The organism is Sphingobium sp. WTD-1, assembly GCF_030128825.1.
Taxonomy (GTDB): domain Bacteria; phylum Pseudomonadota; class Alphaproteobacteria; order Sphingomonadales; family Sphingomonadaceae; genus Sphingobium.
Genome location: NZ_CP119127.1, coordinates 4,822,403 through 4,840,302, shown reverse-complemented (window position 1 = coordinate 4,840,302; position 17,900 = coordinate 4,822,403). Strand labels below are relative to the sequence as shown.

Genomic DNA, 17,900 nt, shown 5'->3' with positions numbered 1-17,900 from the left:
AGCGCCGTGTCAGCCCTGCGGCGGGGTGGTTTCACCCACCTCGTCGCTGTCGAGGCCGTCGTCCAGGGTCAGGCCGTGGCGCAGCAGCATCGGGATGTTGGCGCCGGCGAAGACGACCGACACGATGGTGACGCCCCAGACCTTGACCGCGAGCCAGGTGTCGAAGCTCATCGACCGGCGCATGAGTTCGTTGGCGACCGCCATGGCGACGAAGAACAAGGCCCAGTTACGCGACAGCTTGCGCCAGCCTTCCTCGGTCAGGCCGTCATAGGCGGCCTGGAGCAGATATTTGAGCAGCGGCTTGCCGCGCAGCAGCCCGGCGAACAGCATCAGCGCGAAGAAGGCGTAGATGATGGTCGGCTTCAACTGGATGAAGCGCTGGTCGTGGAAATAGATGGTGAGGCCGCCGAAGAACAGGATCAGCAGCGCCGAGAGCCACAGCATCGGTGAGACCCGGCCGAGTTTCACCTTGGAGATGATGACGGCGATGACGATCGCGGCCATGAAGGCGGCGGTGCCAAAGCTCATGGCGGTGATCGGATTGCCCGCACCCCAGAACCAGCCCGCGCCCTTGTAGCTCAGGAAAAAGACCAGCAGCGGCCCGAAATCGAGCGCGAGGCTGAGGCTGCCGCCATGGGCGGGCTTCTTGGCGTCAGCGGGCATAGGCCGTCCCCGCGATCGCGCGTGCCATGTCGCCGGCATCGAAGGGGCGCAGATCCTCGATCTTTTCGCCCACGCCGATGGCGTGGATCGGCAGGCGATATTTCTCCGCTGCCGCAACCAGCACGCCGCCGCGCGCGGTGCCGTCGAGCTTGGTCATGACCAGGCCTGTGACCTGTGCGGTTTCCTTGAAGACTTCGATCTGGTTCAACGCATTCTGTCCCGTGGTGGCATCGAGGACCAGGACAACGTCGTGCGGGGCGGCCGGGTTCAATCGGCCGAGCACGCGGCGCACCTTGGCCAGCTCGTCCATCAGTTCGGTCTTGTTCTGCAGGCGGCCGGCGGTGTCGACGATCAGCACGTCGATGCCGGTGGCCGTCGCCTGCTTGACCGCGTCGAACACGATGCCCGCCGCGTCGCCGCCTTCCTTGCCGGCGACGATGGGCACGCCCAGCCGATCGGCCCAGACCTTCAATTGGCCGATCGCGGCCGCGCGGAAGGTGTCGCCCGCCGCCAGCATCACGCCATAATCCTGTTCCAGGAAATTATTGGCGAGCTTGGCGATGGTGGTGGTCTTGCCCGATCCGTTGACGCCGATCACCAGGATCACCTGGGGACGCGGAAAAGCCTCGATCTCGAGCGGGCGGGCGACCGGGGCCAGCACCTTCTCGATCTCCTCCGCGATGATCTCGCGCAGATATTCCTCGGTCAGTTCCTTGTTGTAGCGCCCTTCGGCCAGGCGATCGCGGACCCGGCCGGCCATGGCCGGGCCGAGATCGGAAATGATCAGGGCTTCCTCGATCTCGTCGAGGGTCTGGTCGTCGAGCGCGGCCTTGGTGAAAAGGCCGGTCAGATTCTCGCCGAGCTTGTCGGATGTGCGCTTGAGGCCGCCGAAGAGGCGGTCGCGCCAGCTGGTGCCGGTGTCAGTCATTATTGCGCCTCTTGCGCGATCAGCGCGCCATTCTCAAGGCCGCTGATGCGGGCCGCGACGATCGTGGAGGGGGGCTGGGGCGTGGTGAAGCGCACCGGCGCGAAATTTTCCGCATGGCCCGACAGGCCGTTGCGTTCGACCAGCACCGATTGGCGGGTGCCGACCAGGCGGGCGAGCCAGGCGTCGCGCTGGGCCGCGCAGGCATCGCGCAGCAAAGCGGCGCGCGCCTTGATGGTGGCGCGATCCAGCTGGGGCATGCGCGCGGCGGGCGTTCCCGTGCGCGGCGAATAGGGGAAGATATGGCCATGGACGATGTCGCAATCGGCGACCAGCGCCAGGCTGTTGGCGAACATGGCGTCATCCTCGGTCGGGAAGCCGGCGATGATGTCGGCGCCGATGCTGATGTCGGGGCGGACGGCCTTCACCCGCTCGACGATGCGCACGGCATCGGCGCGGGCATGGCGGCGCTTCATGCGCTTCAAGATCATGTCGTCACCGGCCTGTAGCGAGAGATGCAGATGCGGCATCATGCGCGGCTCATGGGCGATGAGGTCGAACAGCCGCTCGTCAATCTCGACACTGTCGATCGAGGAAAGGCGCAGCCGGGGCAGGTCCGGGACATGACGCAGCAGTCGTTCGACCAATTGGCCGAGCGAGGGGCTGCCCGGCAGGTCGGGGCCATAACTGGTGACGTCGACACCGGTCAGCACGATCTCGCTGTAACCCGCATCGACCAGTTGCTTCGCCTTGTCGATTACCGCGCCGGCGGGGACGGAGCGGCTGTTCCCCCTGCCATAGGGGATGATGCAGAAGGTGCAGCGATGGTCGCAGCCATTCTGCACCTCCAGGAAGGCGCGGGCATGTTCGGCAAAGGCGCTGGCCATGTGCGGCGCGGTGTCGCGCACGGCCATGATGTCGGAAACGTTGACCTTTGCTTCTTCTTCCGTCACCCCAGCGACGGCTGGGGTCTTTTGCGACAGGGCGCTCCATCCGGCCTGAGATCCCAGCCTTCGCTGGGATGACGGGGTATAGGATGCCGCCTCCAGCTTCTCCCGATTGCCGATCACGCCGTCCACTTCCGCCATGGCGGCGAAGGTCTGGGGTTCGGTCTGGGCGGCGCAGCCGGTGACGAGGATGCGGGCGTCGGGGCGGTCTCGCCTGGCGCGGCGGATCGCCTGCCGGGTCTGGCGCACGGCCTCGGCCGTCACGGCGCAGCTGTTGACGACGATCAGATCGTCCTGCGCGCCGGCCATCTCCCGGATCGCTTCGCTTTCCGCGATGTTGAGCCGGCAGCCCAGGGTGATGATGTCGGGACCGGGCATCGATATCTTGCCCCCCGTCATTGCGAGCGTAGCGAAGCAATCCACGTCAGCGCGGTGGATTGCTTCGCTACGCTCGCAATGACGATGAGAATGGGGGCCATGTCAGAAGCGGTCCCAGTCCGCCTCGCCGTCGAACACATGGGTGGCGGGGCCGGTCATGCGGATCGTGCCGCCCGGCGCCCAGTCGATCTCCAGGTCGCCGCCCGGCAGGCTGACCGTCACCGGGCCGGCCATCAGCTTGCGGCGGATCGCGGCGACGGCGGTGGCGCAGGCACCGGTACCGCAGGCACGGGTGAGGCCGGCGCCGCGTTCCCAGACGATCAGGCGCAGATGCTGCGGGCCGACGACCTGCGCGAAATTGACGTTCACGCGGGCGGGGAAGAGCGGATCATGCTCGATCAGCGGGCCGAGGCGCTCGAAATCGACCGCGTCCAGATCCTCGACGAAGAAGATCACGTGCGGGTTGCCGACATTGACGGCGGCCGGCGCGGGCAGGTCTTCCCAACTGGCCGACATCGTCAGCGTGTCCATCGGATAGGCGAGCGGGATCGCGTCCCAGTCGAAACGGGGCGCGCCCATGTCGACGCTGGCGCCGCCCGCCACGCCCTTGGCGTCGAGCAGCCCGGCCCTGGTGCGGATCAGCACGTCCTTGCCGACGAACAGCGGCACGCAGCGGGTGGCATTGCCGCAGGCTTCCACCTCCGAACCGTCGGAATTGAAGATCAGCATAGACACGTCGGCCTGGTCGCCGGGGTCGGCATCGCCGATGACGATCAACTGGTCGCAGCCGATGCCGGCATGGCGATCGGCAATGGCGCGGGCGCGCGCCTGCGTCATCGCGACTGGCGCCTGGCGCGCGTCGATCACGACGAAATCATTGCCCAGACCATGCATCTTGGAAAAGCGGCTCATCATGGCGCCGCATTTAGTGTGGCGGGGCGGAAAAGGCGAGTCTTGGCTGTGGGTGCGTACGGCTATTGGGCAGGAACTCGGAAAGCGACGAGCATGGCGCGGACGAAGGGGATAGGGCGGCCGTCATTATCTTTGCCGCCTTCCAGTGTAAGAGCGCGGGCCTGGGCGCAAGCGACGTTGACAAATTTGGCGTCCTTCTTGTCGGGCTTGATGCCCTGACAATGGGTGACATGCCCGTCAGTATCGATCTTAACGACGAGGCCGACGCTTTTTTCGCGCGCACCCTTGGGAAGCTTTTGGACCTGTATTTCCATGTCGACGGGCATCGTGATGCTTTGTGTCGTGGGCGGCCAGCGCTGGCTGGGCAGAAACCATTCCATACGGGTCTGCCACTCACTATAGACGGGGGCGCCCGTTTCGTCGGTCGCTGGTCGGAATTTCGCGCGCGCTGTGACGAGGGAGCAGGTCTTGTCGTTTAGCTCCGATGACAGTTGCGACTGGACGATATCGCAACGCACGACCCGACCTTCCGGCGAAACAAGGATGACGAACCAGAGTATGCCTTCCTCGCCCCGCTTTCGGGCATCAGCCGGATAGTCACGAGCCGTCAGCCAACTGCGCCCGGTGTCGACCGGAGTCGAGTTGGCGAGAGCAGCCGCGAACATCAATCCAAGCATGTTTATTATCCCCCCGCGGCTCCTGCTTCAGGGGCGGTGCGGTAGGGCGAAATGATGACAAAACAATGTCTGGATCAGGCGCCCCCGCCGATGATCGCTGCATAGGCGGTCTGATCGACATTGGCGCCGGAGATGACAAGGGCGGTGGCGCCTTCGGTGGGTGGGGCAAGGCCGGCGAGCATGGCGGCGAGGGCCACTGCGCCGCCTGGTTCGACCACCAGCTTGAGCGTGGTGAAGGCGAAGCGCATCGCGTCGCGCACCTGATCGTCGCTGACGACCAGGCCACCGGCGAGCAGGGCGTGGTTGATCGGGAAGGTCAGCGTGCCGGGGCTGGGCGCCAGCAGCGCATCGCAGATGCTGCGTGCGTCGGGCGAGACGCTTTCCCGCACGCCGCTGGCGAGCGAGCGAGCCGTGTCGTCGAAGCCGGCGGGTTCGACGGCATAGACGCTGATGTCGGGGCGGGCGGCCTTGACCGCCGTGGCCGTGCCCGCGACCAGCCCGCCCCCACCGCAGCAGACGAGAATCTGTGCGAGGTCGGCGCCGGCGGCCTGGGCCTGCTCCAATATTTCGAGGCCGATCGTGCCTTGGCCGGCGATGATGAAGGGATCGTCGAAGGAGGGGACGAGGGTGGCGCCGCGTTCGGTGGCAAGGGCGGTGGCGATTGCCTCGCGGCTCTGGGTGAAGCGGTCATAGGGGACGACCTCAGCCCCCATCGCACGCGTGTTGGCGGTCTTGATCGCCGGGGCATCGGCCGGCATCACGATCGTTGCCGGTATGCCGAGCAGGCGTGCGGCAAAGGCGACGCCCTGGGCATGATTGCCCGAGGACCAGGCGACGACGCCCGCCGCCCGTTCCGCATCGTTCAGCCGGGCGAGGCGGTTATAGGCGCCGCGGAACTTGAACGATCCGCTATGCTGGGCGCCCTCGAACTTCACCAGCACCCGCCGGCCGCAATGATCGTTGAGTGCGGCATTCTCGATCAGCGGGGTGCGGACCGCCGCCGGCGCGATCAGCCGCGCGGCATCGGCGACGTCGGCGGCAGTGATGGCAAGCGAATCGGTCATGTGGCGTCTCCCGGCAAGAGGCCCCTGCATAGCCGCCCGCCGGCGCCGCGCAACGATCCGCCGGGGCGATCCTGGCCCGCTTGGCAGGGCTTGTGCTTTGGCTTATGGGGGCCGCGCGCCGGGGCGGTCAAAAGCCCCGGACGCGCATGATCGCGCCGGTGCCCGCAAGGGCTGAAAACGGGAATGCGGTGCGGGGGGGGCGCAGCCCTTCCAAATCCGCGGCTGTCCCTGCAACTGTAAGCGGTGAGCGCGATGCGCAGGGTTCCCAGGCTCTTCAAAAGGGGAGGGCCGGAACCGGCCACTGGACGGACGAGTCCGGGAAGGCTGGCGCATCGCTGCCCTGACCCGCGAGCCAGGAGACCTGCCGGCGTCTGGTCGCTCTTGCCCTGGCCCAGGGGATGGCCATGGCGCGGTGTTTCCGTCGAGCGACGCCCATGGCGGCCGGGGCCGCATCGGTGCGTGGGGCGGGGCGCTGGCGTCTTCCCGATCCCCATGCAGCGACCGCTTGTGCGGACGCCCCGGTTCCAAATCGACGGACGCCGGGGGACGATAAAATGAAGATGTTGGGGATTTCGCTGATCGCATTGCTGGCCGCTACGCCGGCACTGGCCCAGGATGACGATATCGTCGTCACCGCTTCGGGCATCGCACAGCCGCGCGACGAGGTCGGCCAGGCGATCACGGTGATCGATGCCGACACGATCAGGACGCGCCAGGCGGTCGATGTCGTCGACCTGCTCGCCACCACGCCGGGCGTCCGCTTCAGCCGCAACGGCTCCACCGGCGGCGTGACCGGCGTGTCGCTGCGCGGCGCGGAGACGACCCAGACGCTGGTGCTGATCGACGGGGTCAAGGTCAACGACCCGAGCGGCATCGGCGACGGCTATGATTTCGGTCATTTGCTGACCGGCAATATCCGCCGGATCGAAGTGCTGCGTGGCTCCAACTCGGTGGTCTATGGCAGCCAGGCGATCGGCGGCGTGGTCAATGTGATGACCGGCGCGCCGAGCGAGGGTTTCGAGGTCAATGCCTCGGCCGACTATGGCTATAGCGACACGCTCAACGCCAAGGCCGATGTGTCGGGCACGCGTGGCGCGGTGTCGGGCGGCGTCGGCGTCGCCTATTTCAACACCGACGGCATTTCCTCGGTCGGCCGGTCCTTCGGCGGCGTGGAGAAGGACGGCTATGAGAATATCGCCACCAACGCCAAGCTGAAGATCGCCTTTTCCGACACTCTGAGCCTCGACCTGCGCGGTTATTATATCCATGCCGATCTCGACTATGACAGCTTCTTCGGCGCGCCGGCCGACAGCAGCGACGTCAGCAAGCTGGACCAATATGTCGGCTATGCCGGGATCAACCTGGCGCTGCTCGACGGCAAGCTGACCAACCGCGCCGCCGTCACCTGGCTGCGCAACGATCGCGACTATTATTTCGTGCGCGGCACCGACCCGGACTATGGCTATTCGGGCACCAATCTGCGCTTCGAATATGAAGGCGTCTATGCCCCGGTGGATCAGGCCAAGCTGATCTTCGGCTATGAGCATGAGCGGCCGGACTATGAGTATTTCGGCTTTGGCGACATAGCGAGCGCGAAGGCGAACATCGACAGCGTCTATGCACTGGCGGTGGTGAAGCCGCTCACCGGCCTCGCCGTCACCGGGGGCTTGCGCCATGACGATCATAGCCAGTTCGGCGGCGCGACCACCTTTGGCGCTAACGCCAATTACACGCCGAACGCCGGCGCGACCAATATCCGCCTCTCCTATGGCGAGGGGTTCAAGGCGCCGTCCCTTTATCAGCTCTACGACACTTATAGCGGCAACAGCGCGCTGCGGCCGGAGCGCTCGAAAAGCTATGATATCGGCTTCGACCAGAGCCTGGACGGGGACAAGGCGGTGCTGTCGCTGACCGCCTTCCGGCGCGATACCCGCAACCAGATCAACTATGACTATGCGACCTACACCTATGGCAATCTGGACCGGACCCGCGCCAAGGGCGTGGAAGCGACGCTGACGCTGAAGCCGGTCGAGGCGCTGACGGTGGCGGCCTCCTACAGCTATGTCGATGCGCGCGACCGGTCGGGCGGAGCCACCGACGGCAATCGCCTGCCGCGCCGCGCCGCCAATGCGGTCAGCCTGTCGGCCGACTATCTCTGGGCCTTCGGCCTGTCGACCGGCGCGACCCTGACCATGGTCGGCGACAGCTATGACGACACGGCCAACACCCGCCGGCTCGACGGCTATGCGCTGGCTGGTCTGCGCGCGTCCTTCCCGGTGGGCGCGCATCTGGAAGTCTATGGCCGGATCGACAATCTGTTCGATGCGGATTACGCCACCGCCTATGGCTATGGCACCTATGGCCGGTCGGCCTATGGCGGCGTGCGTGTCCGCTTCTAAGGGGCGGCGGCATGCTCTGTTGCTGCCGGGGCTGATCGCCCTGCTGCTGGTCGCGGCCATCGCGTCGGTCGCGCTGGGATCGGTGACGATCGCGCCGGCCCGCATCCTGGCGGTGCTGGCGGGCGGTGGCGACATGGTAGCGCGCGCGATCGTCATCGACCTGCGCCTGCCGCGCATGGCGATCGGACTGCTGGTCGGCGCCATGCTGGGCCTGTCGGGCGCGGCATTGCAGGGCTATCTGCGCAATCCGCTGGCCGAACCCGCCGTGCTGGGCGTATCCAATGCGGCGGCGCTGGGCGCGGTGATCGCGCTCTATTTCGGCCTGTCCGAACTCCATCCGATGGCATTGCCGCTGCTGGCGATCGTGACGGCGCTGGCGGCAATCGGTGCGCTGTTCCTGCTTGCCGGGCCGTCGGAAAGCCCGTTGACGCTGATCCTGGCCGGCATCGCCGTCGCGACGCTGGCGGGGGCGGGGATCAGCCTGGCGCTCAACCTGTCGCCCAATCCCTTTGCCGCGATGGAGATCATGAGCTGGCTTATGGGGAGCCTGGAAAATCGCAGCATCGACCATCTGCTGCTGGCGCTGCCCTGCATCGCGGTCGGCGCGGCGCTGCTGCTTTATGACGGACGTGCGCTCGACGCGCTGACCCTGGGCGAGGATGGCGCGCGGGCGCTGGGCGTCGACCTGTCGCGGGCGCGGCTGCGGCTGATGGCGGGGGTGGCGATCGGCGTCGGCGGCGCGGTGGCGGTGACCGGATCGATCGGCTTCGTCGGCCTGATCGTGCCGCATCTGGTGCGGCCGCTGACCGATCGGTCGCCGTCCGCGCTGCTGTTGCCCTCGATGCTGGGCGGCGCGGTGCTGCTGACCCTGGCCGATATCGGCGTGCGTATCATCCCGACCAGCAGCGAATTGAAACTGGGCGTGCTGACCGCGATCCTGGGCGTGCCCGTCTTCCTCATTCACCTGATGCGGGAGCGGCGGCTATGGTGACCCTGTCGACCGAGCAACTGGACGTCCGGCTGGGCCGCCATCTGGCGGTGCGCGGCGTCGACCTGACCATGGCGCCCGGCCAGTTGATCGGCGTGATCGGCCCCAATGGCGCGGGCAAGTCGACCCTGGTGCGGGCGCTGCTGGGGCTGGTGAAGCCGGCCGCCGGCCGCGCGCTGCTGGACGGGGCGCCGGTCGAACGGCTGTCGCGCCCGGCGGTGGCGCGGTCCATCGCCTATCTGCCGCAGGGCCAGACCTTGCACTGGCCCCTGGCAGTCGAGCGGCTGGTGGCGCTGGGGCGGTTGCCGCATCTGGGGCCGCTGTCGCGCCTGACCGCCGACGATGAGGCGGCGATCGAGGATGCCATGGTCCGCGCCGATGTCACCGGCTTCAAGGGGCGGATCGCGACCGAACTGTCGGGCGGCGAGCGGGCGCGGGTGCTGCTGGCGCGGGCGCTGGCGGTGGGCGCCCCGGCACTGATCGCCGACGAGCCGCTCGCCGCGCTCGACCCCGGCCACCAGATCGACGTGATGGCCTTGCTCCGGGCGCAGGCGCAGGGCGGGGCGCTGGTCGTCACCGTGCTGCACGACCTCGCTATGGCGGCGCGCTATTGCGACCGGCTGCTGCTGATGGATGGCGGTGCGCTGGTGGCGGACGGGGCGCCGATGGCGGTGCTGACGCCGGAGCGGCTGGCATCCGTCTATGGCGTTGCGGCGCGGATCGACGTCAGCGATGGCCTGCCACTGATCGTGCCCACGGCGCGGGTCTGATCCGTAACGAAAAAGGGGGCCTTCCGGCCCCCTTTGCTTAGTTGCCGAAGCCGCGCGGGGCGGGATCGACCACGCTGATCGTGCCGGCGCCAACCTCGCTCACTTCCAGCGCGCGTTCGGCGATGCCGTTGCGGTTGAAGCGGAAGGCGCCGTCGATGCCGGCAAAGCCGCCCGGATCGCGCAGGCGGGCGGTGGGGAAGGGCGAACCCGGCTTCCAGTCCTGGGCGATCCGCACCGTCAGCAGCACTGCGTCATAGCCCATCGAGGACAAACGGAAGGGCGCGCTGCCGTAACGGGTGCGATATTTGGTCGCGAGCTGGCGATAAAGGCCGTCCGACACGCTGGCATACCAGGCGCCGCGCAGCACGGGGCTGGCGGCCAGCGATTCTTCGGTATTCCAGATTTCGGTGCCGAGCAGGCGGGCATTGGCGCCGCCATTCTTGCGCACGATCGGTGCGACCTGCAGCGCGACCCGGCCGCTGTCGGCGATCAGCAGCGCGTCATAGCTGGACGAGGCCTGCAGCTTCTTGACCGCAGCGGTGATCGAGGCGGGGGTGCGATCGAAGGTCTGCATCGACACGACCGTGCCGCCGGCCTGTTCGACCGCGCGCAGCAGCGCATTGCCGGCGCGCTCGCCATAGGTGCCGCGCGGCACCAGCGCGCCGAAATTGGACAGGCCCTTTTCGCGGGCGAAGCCGATCACCCGCTCGATCGACTGGTTGGGGGTATAGCCCATCAGGAAGATGTTGCTGCCCGCGACGCTGGTGTCGTTGGAGAAGCTGATGACCGGGACATTGGCCTTGGCCGCGATCGGCCCGACGATGCGGGCGTCATCGGCCAGCAGCGGACCCAGGATCAGGCGATTGCCGTCGGCCAGCGCCCGGTTGGCGGCGGCTGCCGCGCCCGTGGCAGTGTCATAGGTGGTGATGCGGACCTTGTCGGTCTTGATGTCCATCAGCGCCAGGGTGGTGGCGTTGGCGATCGACTGGCCGACCCCGGCATTGGGGCCGCTGGTCGGCACCAGTAGCGCGACGCGGTGGCGCGCAGTGTCGGTCGGCAGGCCCTGGGTCACTTCCGGGCCGGTCGGCTTGGCGGGGCCGGTGGGTTGGGCGGGGCCGGGGCCCTTGGGCACGATCGACTGACAGGCGGCCAGCATGATGGTGCTGGCAACGAACAGCAATCGCGCGCTGCGCTTCATCGCCGCGAACATGTTCGCTTGCCGGGGGGCATCCGTCTCTGTCATCTGGGATCCTTATGGAAACTATATTGGCATCCGGGCTTGAGCCCGGGCTTTACATCGTGGCGGGGCCGATCGGCAACCTTGGAGACCTTACGCCGCGCGCGGCGGAAGTCCTGCGGTTGGCTGACGTGGTCGCCGTGGAAGATACACGGGTCAGCGCAAGGCTGCTGCGCCATGCGGGATCGGATCGGCCGATGATTCCCTATCATGACCATAGCGCGGAAAATGTGCGGCAGCGGCTGATCGAGCGGATGGCGAGCGAATCGGTGGCGCTGCTGTCGGATGCGGGGACGCCGCTGATTTCCGATCCGGGCTACAAGCTGGTGCGCGACGCGCGGGCGGCCGGGCGCAAGATCACGACCCTGCCGGGGCCGAGCGCGGCGATCGCGGCGCTGACGCTCTCAGGCCTGCCGACCGATCGGTTCCTGTTCATGGGCTTCCTGCCGAACAAGGCGAAGGCGCGCGGCGACGTGCTGGCCGAAGTGGTGGCGTTGCGTGCGACCCTGGTCTTCTACGAAAGCGGGCCGCGCCTGTCGGACAGTCTGGCGGCGATGGCGGCGGCACTGGGCGATCGCGAGGCGGCGGTCAGCCGCGAGATCAGCAAGACGTTCGAGGAGACGGCGACCGGCACGCTGAGCGAACTGTCCGCCCGCTATGCCGATGCCCCGCCCAAGGGCGAGATCGTCGTCATCGTCGGCCCGCCCGGCGAGGCGCCGCCGGCCAGCGCCGAGGATGCCGATGCGGCGCTGCTGGAGGCGCTGACACGGTTGCCGGTGTCGAAGGCGGCGGGCGAGGTCGCCAAGAAACTGGGGCTCGACCGGCGGACGCTCTATGATCGGGCGAACGAGCTGAAAGGGGAACGCGAGGCGTGAACCGCCAGCAGGCGGAGAAGCGCGGCCGGCAGGCCGAACGCATCGCCGCCTGGTGGCTGCGCCTCAAGGGGTGGCAGATTGTCGGCCAGCGCCTGCGCACGCCCGCGGGCGAGGTCGACCTGGTCGCGCGCAAGGGCGCGATGCTGGCCTTTGTCGAGGTGAAGAGCCGCGCCACCGACGCCGAACTGGACATCGCGATCGACCAGCGCCGGCTGGCGCGGGTGGCGGCGAGCGCCGAAATATTATGGCATCAACTGGCAAGGCCCGGAGACGACATGCGAATTGACGTCATCCTCCTTGCGCCGGGCCGCCCGCCACGCCATCTGGCCAATGTCTGGCATGGGGGGTGAAGGCTCTCCATTCCGTTCGGGCTGAGCGAAGTCGAAGCCCACGCCTGAGCGCCAGCGAAGGCAAGTCACCTCGCTAACGCTCGGCGGAGCCCTTCGACTTCGCTCAGGGCGAACGGTAAAAGGAATGAAGATGACCGAACTCAACCCCCTGACCGTCGCCATGCAGATGGACCCGATGGAGGGGATCAGGATCGCCGGCGATTCGAGCTTCCACATCATGCTGGCGGCGCAGGCGCGGGGGCATAAGCTCTATCATTATCAGGCGCCCGACCTCACCTATCGCGACGGCCGGGTGCTGGCCAAGGCGCGGCCGGTGAAGGTGCAGAAGGTCGAGGGCGATCATTATGCGCTGGGCGAGCCGGAGATGCTGGATCTGGGCCGCGACGTCGATGTCGTGTGGATGCGGCAAGACCCGCCCTTTGACCTGAGCTACATCACCGCCACCCATTTGCTGGAGCGGGTGCAGGAAGAGACTTTGGTGGTGAACGACCCCGCCAGCGTCCGCAATGCGCCGGAAAAGCTGTTCGTGCTCGATTATGCCCGCTTCATGCCGCCGACGATGATCACCCGCGACCTGGCCGAGGTGAAGAGCTTCCTGGCCGAGCATGGCGAGATCGTGGTGAAGCCGCTCTATGGCAATGGCGGCGTCGCGGTATTCCATGTCGGCAGCAATGGCGCGAACCTGTCGTCGCTGGTGGAACTGTTCAAGGCTTCGTGGGTCGAACCCTTCATGGTTCAGGCCTTCATCCCCGGCGTCGCGCAGGGCGACAAGCGCATCGTGCTGGTCGATGGCGAGGTCGCGGGCGCGGTCAACCGCATTCCGGGCGCGGGCGAGATCCGGTCCAACCTGGCGGTCGGCGGATCGGCGGCCAAGACCGTGCTGACTGATCGGGAGCGCGAAATCTGCGAGGCGATGGGGCCGGAATTGAAGCGCCGCGGCCTGTTGTTCGTCGGCATCGACGTGATCGGCGGCGAATGGCTGACCGAGATCAACGTGACGTCGCCGACCGGCATCGTGTCGATCGACGCGTTCGACGGCACCGACACCGGCGGCATGATCTGGGACGCGATCGACGCGCGCCTGGCGGCACGGGCCGCGGCGTAAGGCTTCAGCAGCTTGGGCTTGATTCAACGAAACTCGTTCGGGCTGAGCTTGTCGAAGCCCTCTGCTGAGCGGAGCGGAGTGCCTCCCTTCGGTCGGCCGAGCCCTTCGACAAGCTCAGGGCGAACGGAGGGTGGACGTTCGGGCGTCTACGGATTTCGGTCATGACCGACTGGGTGCTGCGGCTGATCGATGCGGGAGGCTATTGGGGGATCTTCTTGCTGATGATCCTCGAAAATGTCTTTCCGCCGATCCCGTCCGAACTGATCATGGGGATTGGCGGCATCCGCGTCGGCCAGGGGCGGATGGCGATGGAATGGCTGCTGCTGGCGGGCACGCTGGGCACCACCATCGGCAATTATTTCTGGTATCTGGTCGGCCATATATTGGGCTTCGGTCGGCTCAAACCGCTGGTCGACCGCTTCGGCCGCTGGGCGACGCTGGAATGGCGCGATGTCGAGGCGCTGGACCGATTGTTCGGCAAATATGGCCAGATCGTCGTTTTCGTCTTCCGCTTCATGCCGGCCTTTCGCACGATGATCTCGCTGCCCGCTGGCCTGTTCCGCATGGGCCATGTGCGCTTCCAAGCCCGCACGGATGTAAAAAGAAGGGCGCTCCATTTCCTCAATACGCACGGGCGATTTTTGCTGTTCACGACCGCCGGGTCTTTTATCTGGAACGTGGTGTTAGCGTATGGCGGCTATTTCCTCGGACGGAGGTTCAGCGGCGAAATCGACAAATGGTTAGGTCCGATCACTACCGCCTGCGTGGTCGCTGCCGTGGTGTTCTATTTGTATCGGCTGGCCACATGGAAGCCACGCGCTGAACGCTAACCCCTGAGCCTTCGGACCAGACGTGTCCACTGCGCTTCGTCATTCATCCAGTCGGGGCGATCCGGTCTGCGAGGCGTGGGAGCAAATCGGTTAGGATGGCCCCGACAGCGCGAGCAGCGCAAATGCGCTCCGACTGTTTCCATTGCGGTGTTCCAGCAATGTGCGAGGAAATACCGGTTGAGCTTTTCCGCATCGACAACTCCTGAATGTCCGCAGTTACAGATGATGAAGAGATTTGCGCCGCGCCGGGTGTAGTCGCCTAGATTTCGCAGCGTCGGGTTAGCGCCCACTTAGAGCGTGAAGGTCATCTGACGAGCATCAGGGATCGGCTGTTGCTTGTCCCAAGCCGCTAATATGCTCTGCGCCAGTTCCAACGCTGCATTCTCTCGCAGGCGCTCATTCGGCGCTGTCAGTGCTACTCTCGCCCAACCGGGCGCGTGAAGAAGGCTCTGCGCGAGCCACAAGGAATCGGGCTGGTTCATGAGAACGATCATAGGAACATAACGGGAACATAGGCAAGAGGCTTGCGACCAACAGAAAACCCGGCAGTCTTTCGACCACCGGGTTTTGCAACTTAACTGATGCCCTTTCGCGAGGTCGTCTATTTATCGCCTAATGCTTACCGCCTGCGAAGCCGACGAGGCTGCAATGGACGCGATAGCCATAGCCTGTGATGCTGAGCCTGCTGCATTGGCCGCTGCGCTGCTGTATGCGATCAGGGATTGTTGCGAGCGGCCCTTTTCGATTTCCTCGTGGGCGACCATCTTGGCCTGAACGAGTGGCATCTTCTCATGAATATGCTTTTTCAGGGTCAATTCCAGAACGTCGCGATGCTTGATCGCTGCAACATGGCGTTTCCTCAGATCGCGAAACTGCTCTTGCAAAGCCTCTTCCTCGTCCTGAATGGCAATCAGTTCCTCAGCCGTAGCGCGCATTTTCTCAAATAGTTTGTCGATAGCATTGTCTGCCATTCTTATGTTCTCCTTTGTTCAGTTATTTCGGCTTGTGGGCTGCAATAGCTAGATCAATGTCAGCCAGAGCCTTTTCAATAGCGCGAGCAATCGGACAGTGAATGTCGTTGCTCAACAGCGCCTTAATGTCATCACGCATTTTTTCTTGCACTTCTTCCGGTGCAATCGGTGTGCTTTCTACCTTTGTCATCTTCTCCCCCTTAGAACATGAAGAGGCCAGTTTCATCGGCCTTCAATTTCGGTTGTTCTGCTGCGCCTTCTTGCATCAGCCTCGCATTGGTCCAGACGCCTTTGTTTTCTTCCAAGTAGGTATCTGGATCGAGAAACGTCCTGTCCGCATCATGCAGAACGACCTTCGGCATACTGCATACCTGCAAGAAGGGAGCGAACAAGAATGTAGCGGAAAAGTCACCTTTGCTATGTTGGCCTACTCCAAGCTGCTCACTTAGTAGCGATGCAATTCGAGTGTATTCCTTCGGGCAGGTGATTGGCTTAGCGAGTGGAGTTAGGACGACTAGGCGTTCCTGTGGTCGCTTGCTGTTAATCTCATCCTGCGAATGGATGACGTAATGAATGTGTGGGAAAGTCTCTTGCGCTTCTGCAATCTCGCTTGCGAGGCTGTATGGGACTTCCAAAGGGACCGCTGTGATTTCCAGAATGTCCGACTTAGTGTGATTGCGAGCATAGCTCGCAAATGACCAGTAGAATTCATCCTTCTCATCGCGGCAGTGCTGCAAAAGATCGCGTAGAGCGTCTTCCATCTTCTCGTCTGCTGCTAGGCCATAAACCGAGGCAGTGTAGCTGAGTTTCTTCAATGCTTTCTTAGTTCGCATTTTGAAGAGTGTTAATTTCAGTATGGGATCAATCATCGCTTCTCTCTCCGATGTGTTATCTTCCACACCTATTTAGTGAGAAGTGACCAAAACGCGCTCATAAGCGAGTTCTGATAAGTACGGGATGACCCAATCATCCCGTAATGGCCTTGGCCTAATTCGTCAGTTTGAGGGCTGCAAACTCTCAGCATATCTCTGCCCCGCAAAGGTGCCGACAATCGGCTGGGGGTTCACCACTTGGAACGGCAAGAAAGTCCAGCTTGGTCAAAAGATCACGCAGGCAGAAGCAGACGCGGTTCTGCTCAAGGAATATGACGCCTATGAGGAGAAAGTCCGTGCGCTCGTAAAGGTGCCGGTCACGGCAAACCAGCTTGGCGCGCTAGTCTGTTTCGCATTCAATGTCGGTGTTGGCGCTTTGGGATCATCGACGCTGTTGAAAATGCTCAATTCGGGCAATTATGCCGGTGCTGCTGGTCAGTTTGCCCGATGGAACAAAGCCGGTGGCAAAGTCCTCAACGGCCTGACGAAGCGCCGTGCGGCTGAAGCCTCACTTTTCGTGAAGCCATAATGTCCGGTTATCGTAATGGATATGAAGCGCGCTGCGCTGCTCAAATCGGGCCTGAATATGCCTATGAGCCGGTCAAGCTCACCTATGTTCTGGAATGCTCATATTTGCCCGATTTTGTCGATGTAGCGAACAAGCGCATCATCGAAGCGAAGGGACTTTTCGATGCTGCTGATCGCCGTAAAATCCTGGCGGTCAAAGCGCAGAACCCGGACTATTCGATTGAGATATGGTTTCAGAAGCCGAGCATGAAGATCAGCAAGGGCAGCAAGACGAGCTATTCGGATTGGTGCGAGAAGCACGGCATCGCATGGAAGCAGGGTCCAACAGGTAAATAGTCGGAACGAACGGATGCTCAAGTAGGGCTGCTCAAGTCTTGTAGTTCATACGAAGAAACCCCCGGAGTTTATGGCTCCGGGGGTTTTGCTCTTTTAGGATTATGCAGCTTTGATCGTCTTGCCCAGCTTGTAATACAGGCTGTCCTTGTCATCGTTAGCCGACTCCACGAACATGATTTCCAGATTACCGCCGACAACACGACCCCACAACGAAACGACGCTGCCATCTTCATAGCCCAGAGGGCTGTCGAAGGTAACAACCGGATCAGCATTGCGACCGCGCTCACGCACGGTTTCGATCCGCTTTTCCTGAGCATCAGTCTTGTTATCAAAGCGATCGTTGGCCTCGATACCGTCCAGCATATTGCCGTGGGTAGCGTGCTTAAAATCGCGAATGAAGTCCTGAACAGAACCCGTAAGAGTTCCGGCGCGCATCGCGTTCACCAGAAAGCGAACATGATTTGCGTGCTTCTCAACGCTGCGGTCAGTGAACGACCACACCGAACCCACCTGAACCGAAAAGACGGCCTTGATGAACTTCGGATAAGGGTTCGCACCAGCTTTCGTCATGTCGGGTGCAACAATGCCTCGCTCAGCGAGAAAGGCATTATATCCGGCACTCGGATTGCTGATGTTGAGAGCCTGAGCAAGCGTCACCAGTGCAGCGACCTTGTTGTAGGTTTGATCCCGCGACTTGGCCTGCAAGGTGGCGATTTGCTCGTTCAGTTTCTCAATATCACCGTCGATGCCCTCAATTGCTGCCTTGATCGGGACATTGAAGTCCTTTTCAAAAGTGGCAACCAGAGCGCGAACTGCAACAACATCCATTTCATTCGACATAACAATGACCTTTCTGTGTGATTTGGTGAGGCTTCGAGAGTTTCTCAGCTTCCACCGTTGAGTTGATGAATTGAGTTGAATGCTTCGCGGCTCTTCCAGATTTTAAGTCTGGCTTCCTACTCGGCCCCATTCACCCCGACAGGACTAGTGTCGATCTACAGACTTGCGTCTGCTTCACGCCTGTTCGACGGCTCCACTACAGAAGGCACTTCTGCCCTATAGACTTGCGTCTT

21 protein-coding genes and 1 riboswitch are annotated in these 17,900 nt (G+C 63.7%); of the genes, 9 read left to right on the top strand and 12 right to left on the bottom strand.

Annotated elements, in window-relative coordinates; all coding sequences use genetic code 11:
- Positions 1-9: 9 nt before the first annotated feature.
- The 6 genes from ispZ to N6H05_RS23995 all read right to left on the bottom strand — a co-directional run bounded on the left by ispZ (position 10) and on the right by N6H05_RS23995 (position 5,566).
- Complete coding sequence (gene ispZ / locus N6H05_RS24020; protein ID WP_004210432.1) at positions 10-663, bottom strand: septation protein IspZ; 654 nt, start codon at positions 661-663, stop codon at positions 10-12.
- The gene (gene ftsY / locus N6H05_RS24015) at positions 653-1,591 is read right to left on the bottom strand and encodes a signal recognition particle-docking protein FtsY (RefSeq protein ID WP_284112014.1); all 939 of its coding nucleotides are present in this window, start codon (positions 1,589-1,591) and stop codon (positions 653-655) included. The genes ispZ and ftsY overlap by 11 nt, the downstream gene beginning before the upstream one ends.
- Positions 1,591-2,913, bottom strand: a complete 1,323-nt coding sequence (mtaB, locus tag N6H05_RS24010; RefSeq protein ID WP_284112013.1) for a tRNA (N(6)-L-threonylcarbamoyladenosine(37)-C(2))-methylthiotransferase MtaB — start codon at positions 2,911-2,913, stop codon at positions 1,591-1,593. The genes ftsY and mtaB overlap by 1 nt, the downstream gene beginning before the upstream one ends.
- Before the next feature lie 102 nt (positions 2,914-3,015).
- Positions 3,016-3,828: a diaminopimelate epimerase gene (gene dapF / locus N6H05_RS24005; protein ID WP_284112012.1), complete on the bottom strand. Its 813-nt coding sequence runs from the start codon at positions 3,826-3,828 to the stop codon at positions 3,016-3,018.
- A 59-nt stretch (positions 3,829-3,887) separates the two neighbouring features.
- Positions 3,888-4,502 carry an energy transducer TonB gene (locus N6H05_RS24000; RefSeq protein ID WP_284112011.1) on the bottom strand — a complete coding sequence of 205 codons (615 nt, stop codon included), beginning with the start codon at positions 4,500-4,502 and terminating at the stop codon, positions 3,888-3,890.
- Positions 4,503-4,576: 74 nt separating this feature from the next.
- Positions 4,577-5,566: a threonine ammonia-lyase gene (locus N6H05_RS23995; RefSeq protein WP_284112010.1), complete on the bottom strand. Its 990-nt coding sequence runs from the start codon at positions 5,564-5,566 to the stop codon at positions 4,577-4,579.
- Between the two features lie 139 nt (positions 5,567-5,705).
- Positions 5,706-5,949: riboswitch (cobalamin riboswitch) on the top strand.
- 171 nt (positions 5,950-6,120) lie between these two features.
- Here N6H05_RS23995 and N6H05_RS23990 point away from each other — a divergent pair.
- From N6H05_RS23990 to N6H05_RS23980, 3 genes are read left to right on the top strand one after another with little or no spacing between them, the layout of a single operon-like run.
- Entirely contained in the window at positions 6,121-7,965 is a 1,845-nt protein-coding gene (locus N6H05_RS23990) for a TonB-dependent receptor plug domain-containing protein (protein WP_284112009.1), read from the top strand.
- Positions 7,952-8,956 (top strand): FecCD family ABC transporter permease, encoded by a 1,005-nt coding sequence (locus N6H05_RS23985; protein WP_284112008.1) that lies wholly within the window; start codon positions 7,952-7,954, stop codon positions 8,954-8,956. Before N6H05_RS23990 ends, N6H05_RS23985 begins: the two co-directional genes overlap by 14 nt.
- Entirely contained in the window at positions 8,950-9,723 is a 774-nt protein-coding gene (locus N6H05_RS23980) for an ABC transporter ATP-binding protein (protein ID WP_284112007.1), read from the top strand. The genes N6H05_RS23985 and N6H05_RS23980 overlap by 7 nt, the downstream gene beginning before the upstream one ends.
- Before the next feature lie 37 nt (positions 9,724-9,760).
- Here the strand turns inward: N6H05_RS23980 and N6H05_RS23975 are convergent, their stop codons facing one another.
- Positions 9,761-10,966 (bottom strand): penicillin-binding protein activator, encoded by a 1,206-nt coding sequence (locus N6H05_RS23975; protein ID WP_416341359.1) that lies wholly within the window; start codon positions 10,964-10,966, stop codon positions 9,761-9,763.
- Positions 10,967-10,977: 11 nt separating this feature from the next.
- Between N6H05_RS23975 and rsmI the strand changes: the two genes are divergently transcribed.
- The 4 genes from rsmI (at position 10,978) to N6H05_RS23955 (ending at position 14,120) form a co-directional block, all read left to right on the top strand.
- Positions 10,978-11,835 (top strand): 16S rRNA (cytidine(1402)-2'-O)-methyltransferase, encoded by an 858-nt coding sequence (gene rsmI / locus N6H05_RS23970; protein WP_284112005.1) that lies wholly within the window; start codon positions 10,978-10,980, stop codon positions 11,833-11,835.
- Positions 11,832-12,185 (top strand): YraN family protein, encoded by a 354-nt coding sequence (locus N6H05_RS23965; RefSeq protein ID WP_284112004.1) that lies wholly within the window; start codon positions 11,832-11,834, stop codon positions 12,183-12,185. The genes rsmI and N6H05_RS23965 overlap by 4 nt, the downstream gene beginning before the upstream one ends.
- A 130-nt stretch (positions 12,186-12,315) precedes the next feature.
- Positions 12,316-13,290 (top strand): glutathione synthase, encoded by a 975-nt coding sequence (gshB, locus tag N6H05_RS23960; protein ID WP_284112003.1) that lies wholly within the window; start codon positions 12,316-12,318, stop codon positions 13,288-13,290.
- Between the two features lie 161 nt (positions 13,291-13,451).
- Positions 13,452-14,120 carry a DedA family protein gene (locus tag N6H05_RS23955; RefSeq protein WP_284112001.1) on the top strand — a complete coding sequence of 223 codons (669 nt, stop codon included), beginning with the start codon at positions 13,452-13,454 and terminating at the stop codon, positions 14,118-14,120.
- 290 nt (positions 14,121-14,410) lie between these two features.
- On the opposite strand, the gene N6H05_RS23950 is transcribed toward N6H05_RS23955, so the two are convergent.
- The 4 genes from N6H05_RS23950 to N6H05_RS23935 all read right to left on the bottom strand — a co-directional run bounded on the left by N6H05_RS23950 (position 14,411) and on the right by N6H05_RS23935 (position 15,960).
- The gene (locus N6H05_RS23950; RefSeq protein WP_284112000.1) at positions 14,411-14,602 is read right to left on the bottom strand and encodes a DUF6771 family protein; all 192 of its coding nucleotides are present in this window, start codon (positions 14,600-14,602) and stop codon (positions 14,411-14,413) included.
- 123 nt (positions 14,603-14,725) lie between these two features.
- Positions 14,726-15,091, bottom strand: a complete 366-nt coding sequence (locus N6H05_RS23945) for a hypothetical protein (RefSeq protein WP_284111999.1) — start codon at positions 15,089-15,091, stop codon at positions 14,726-14,728.
- A gap of 22 nt (positions 15,092-15,113) precedes the next feature.
- Positions 15,114-15,281, bottom strand: coding sequence for a hypothetical protein (locus tag N6H05_RS23940; RefSeq protein WP_284111998.1), 168 nt, complete (start codon positions 15,279-15,281; stop codon positions 15,114-15,116).
- A 10-nt stretch (positions 15,282-15,291) separates the two neighbouring features.
- Entirely contained in the window at positions 15,292-15,960 is a 669-nt protein-coding gene (locus N6H05_RS23935; RefSeq protein ID WP_284111997.1) for a hypothetical protein, read from the bottom strand.
- A gap of 88 nt (positions 15,961-16,048) precedes the next feature.
- Here N6H05_RS23935 and N6H05_RS23930 point away from each other — a divergent pair, with 88 nt between their 5' ends.
- Positions 16,049-16,492 (top strand): lysozyme, encoded by a 444-nt coding sequence (locus N6H05_RS23930; protein WP_284111996.1) that lies wholly within the window; start codon positions 16,049-16,051, stop codon positions 16,490-16,492.
- Positions 16,492-16,827: a PDDEXK family nuclease gene (locus tag N6H05_RS23925; protein ID WP_284111995.1), complete on the top strand. Its 336-nt coding sequence runs from the start codon at positions 16,492-16,494 to the stop codon at positions 16,825-16,827. The genes N6H05_RS23930 and N6H05_RS23925 overlap by 1 nt, the downstream gene beginning before the upstream one ends.
- A 99-nt stretch (positions 16,828-16,926) precedes the next feature.
- Here N6H05_RS23925 and N6H05_RS23920 read toward each other — a convergent pair whose 3' ends face one another.
- Positions 16,927-17,667, bottom strand: coding sequence for a hypothetical protein (locus N6H05_RS23920; RefSeq protein WP_284111994.1), 741 nt, complete (start codon positions 17,665-17,667; stop codon positions 16,927-16,929).
- Positions 17,668-17,900: the final 233 nt, after the last annotated feature.

What these genes read in the sequence shown, in the direction of transcription:
- N6H05_RS23950 (WP_284112000.1), bottom strand. Translation starts at nt 14,602, where the DNA reads ATGAACCAGCCCGATTCCTTGTGGCTCGCGCAGAGCCTTCTTCACGCG.
- N6H05_RS23975 (WP_416341359.1), bottom strand. Translation starts at nt 10,966, where the DNA reads ATGACAGAGACGGATGCCCCCCGGCAAGCGAACATGTTCGCGGCGATG.
- N6H05_RS23920 (WP_284111994.1), bottom strand. Translation starts at nt 17,667, where the DNA reads ATGTCGAATGAAATGGATGTTGTTGCAGTTCGCGCTCTGGTTGCCACT.
- N6H05_RS23955 (WP_284112001.1), top strand. Translation starts at nt 13,452, where the DNA reads ATGACCGACTGGGTGCTGCGGCTGATCGATGCGGGAGGCTATTGGGGG.
- dapF (WP_284112012.1), bottom strand. Translation starts at nt 3,828, where the DNA reads ATGATGAGCCGCTTTTCCAAGATGCATGGTCTGGGCAATGATTTCGTC.
- N6H05_RS23990 (WP_284112009.1), top strand. Translation starts at nt 6,121, where the DNA reads ATGAAGATGTTGGGGATTTCGCTGATCGCATTGCTGGCCGCTACGCCG.
- N6H05_RS23980 (WP_284112007.1), top strand. Translation starts at nt 8,950, where the DNA reads ATGGTGACCCTGTCGACCGAGCAACTGGACGTCCGGCTGGGCCGCCAT.
- N6H05_RS23995 (WP_284112010.1), bottom strand. Translation starts at nt 5,566, where the DNA reads ATGACCGATTCGCTTGCCATCACTGCCGCCGACGTCGCCGATGCCGCG.
- N6H05_RS23925 (WP_284111995.1), top strand. Translation starts at nt 16,492, where the DNA reads ATGTCCGGTTATCGTAATGGATATGAAGCGCGCTGCGCTGCTCAAATC.
- N6H05_RS23930 (WP_284111996.1), top strand. Translation starts at nt 16,049, where the DNA reads ATGACCCAATCATCCCGTAATGGCCTTGGCCTAATTCGTCAGTTTGAG.
- N6H05_RS24000 (WP_284112011.1), bottom strand. Translation starts at nt 4,502, where the DNA reads ATGCTTGGATTGATGTTCGCGGCTGCTCTCGCCAACTCGACTCCGGTC.
- gshB (WP_284112003.1), top strand. Translation starts at nt 12,316, where the DNA reads ATGACCGAACTCAACCCCCTGACCGTCGCCATGCAGATGGACCCGATG.
- N6H05_RS23945 (WP_284111999.1), bottom strand. Translation starts at nt 15,091, where the DNA reads ATGGCAGACAATGCTATCGACAAACTATTTGAGAAAATGCGCGCTACG.
- N6H05_RS23935 (WP_284111997.1), bottom strand. Translation starts at nt 15,960, where the DNA reads ATGATTGATCCCATACTGAAATTAACACTCTTCAAAATGCGAACTAAG.
- rsmI (WP_284112005.1), top strand. Translation starts at nt 10,978, where the DNA reads ATGGAAACTATATTGGCATCCGGGCTTGAGCCCGGGCTTTACATCGTG.
- ispZ (WP_004210432.1), bottom strand. Translation starts at nt 663, where the DNA reads ATGCCCGCTGACGCCAAGAAGCCCGCCCATGGCGGCAGCCTCAGCCTC.
- mtaB (WP_284112013.1), bottom strand. Translation starts at nt 2,913, where the DNA reads ATGCCCGGTCCCGACATCATCACCCTGGGCTGCCGGCTCAACATCGCG.
- ftsY (WP_284112014.1), bottom strand. Translation starts at nt 1,591, where the DNA reads ATGACTGACACCGGCACCAGCTGGCGCGACCGCCTCTTCGGCGGCCTC.
- N6H05_RS23940 (WP_284111998.1), bottom strand. Translation starts at nt 15,281, where the DNA reads ATGACAAAGGTAGAAAGCACACCGATTGCACCGGAAGAAGTGCAAGAA.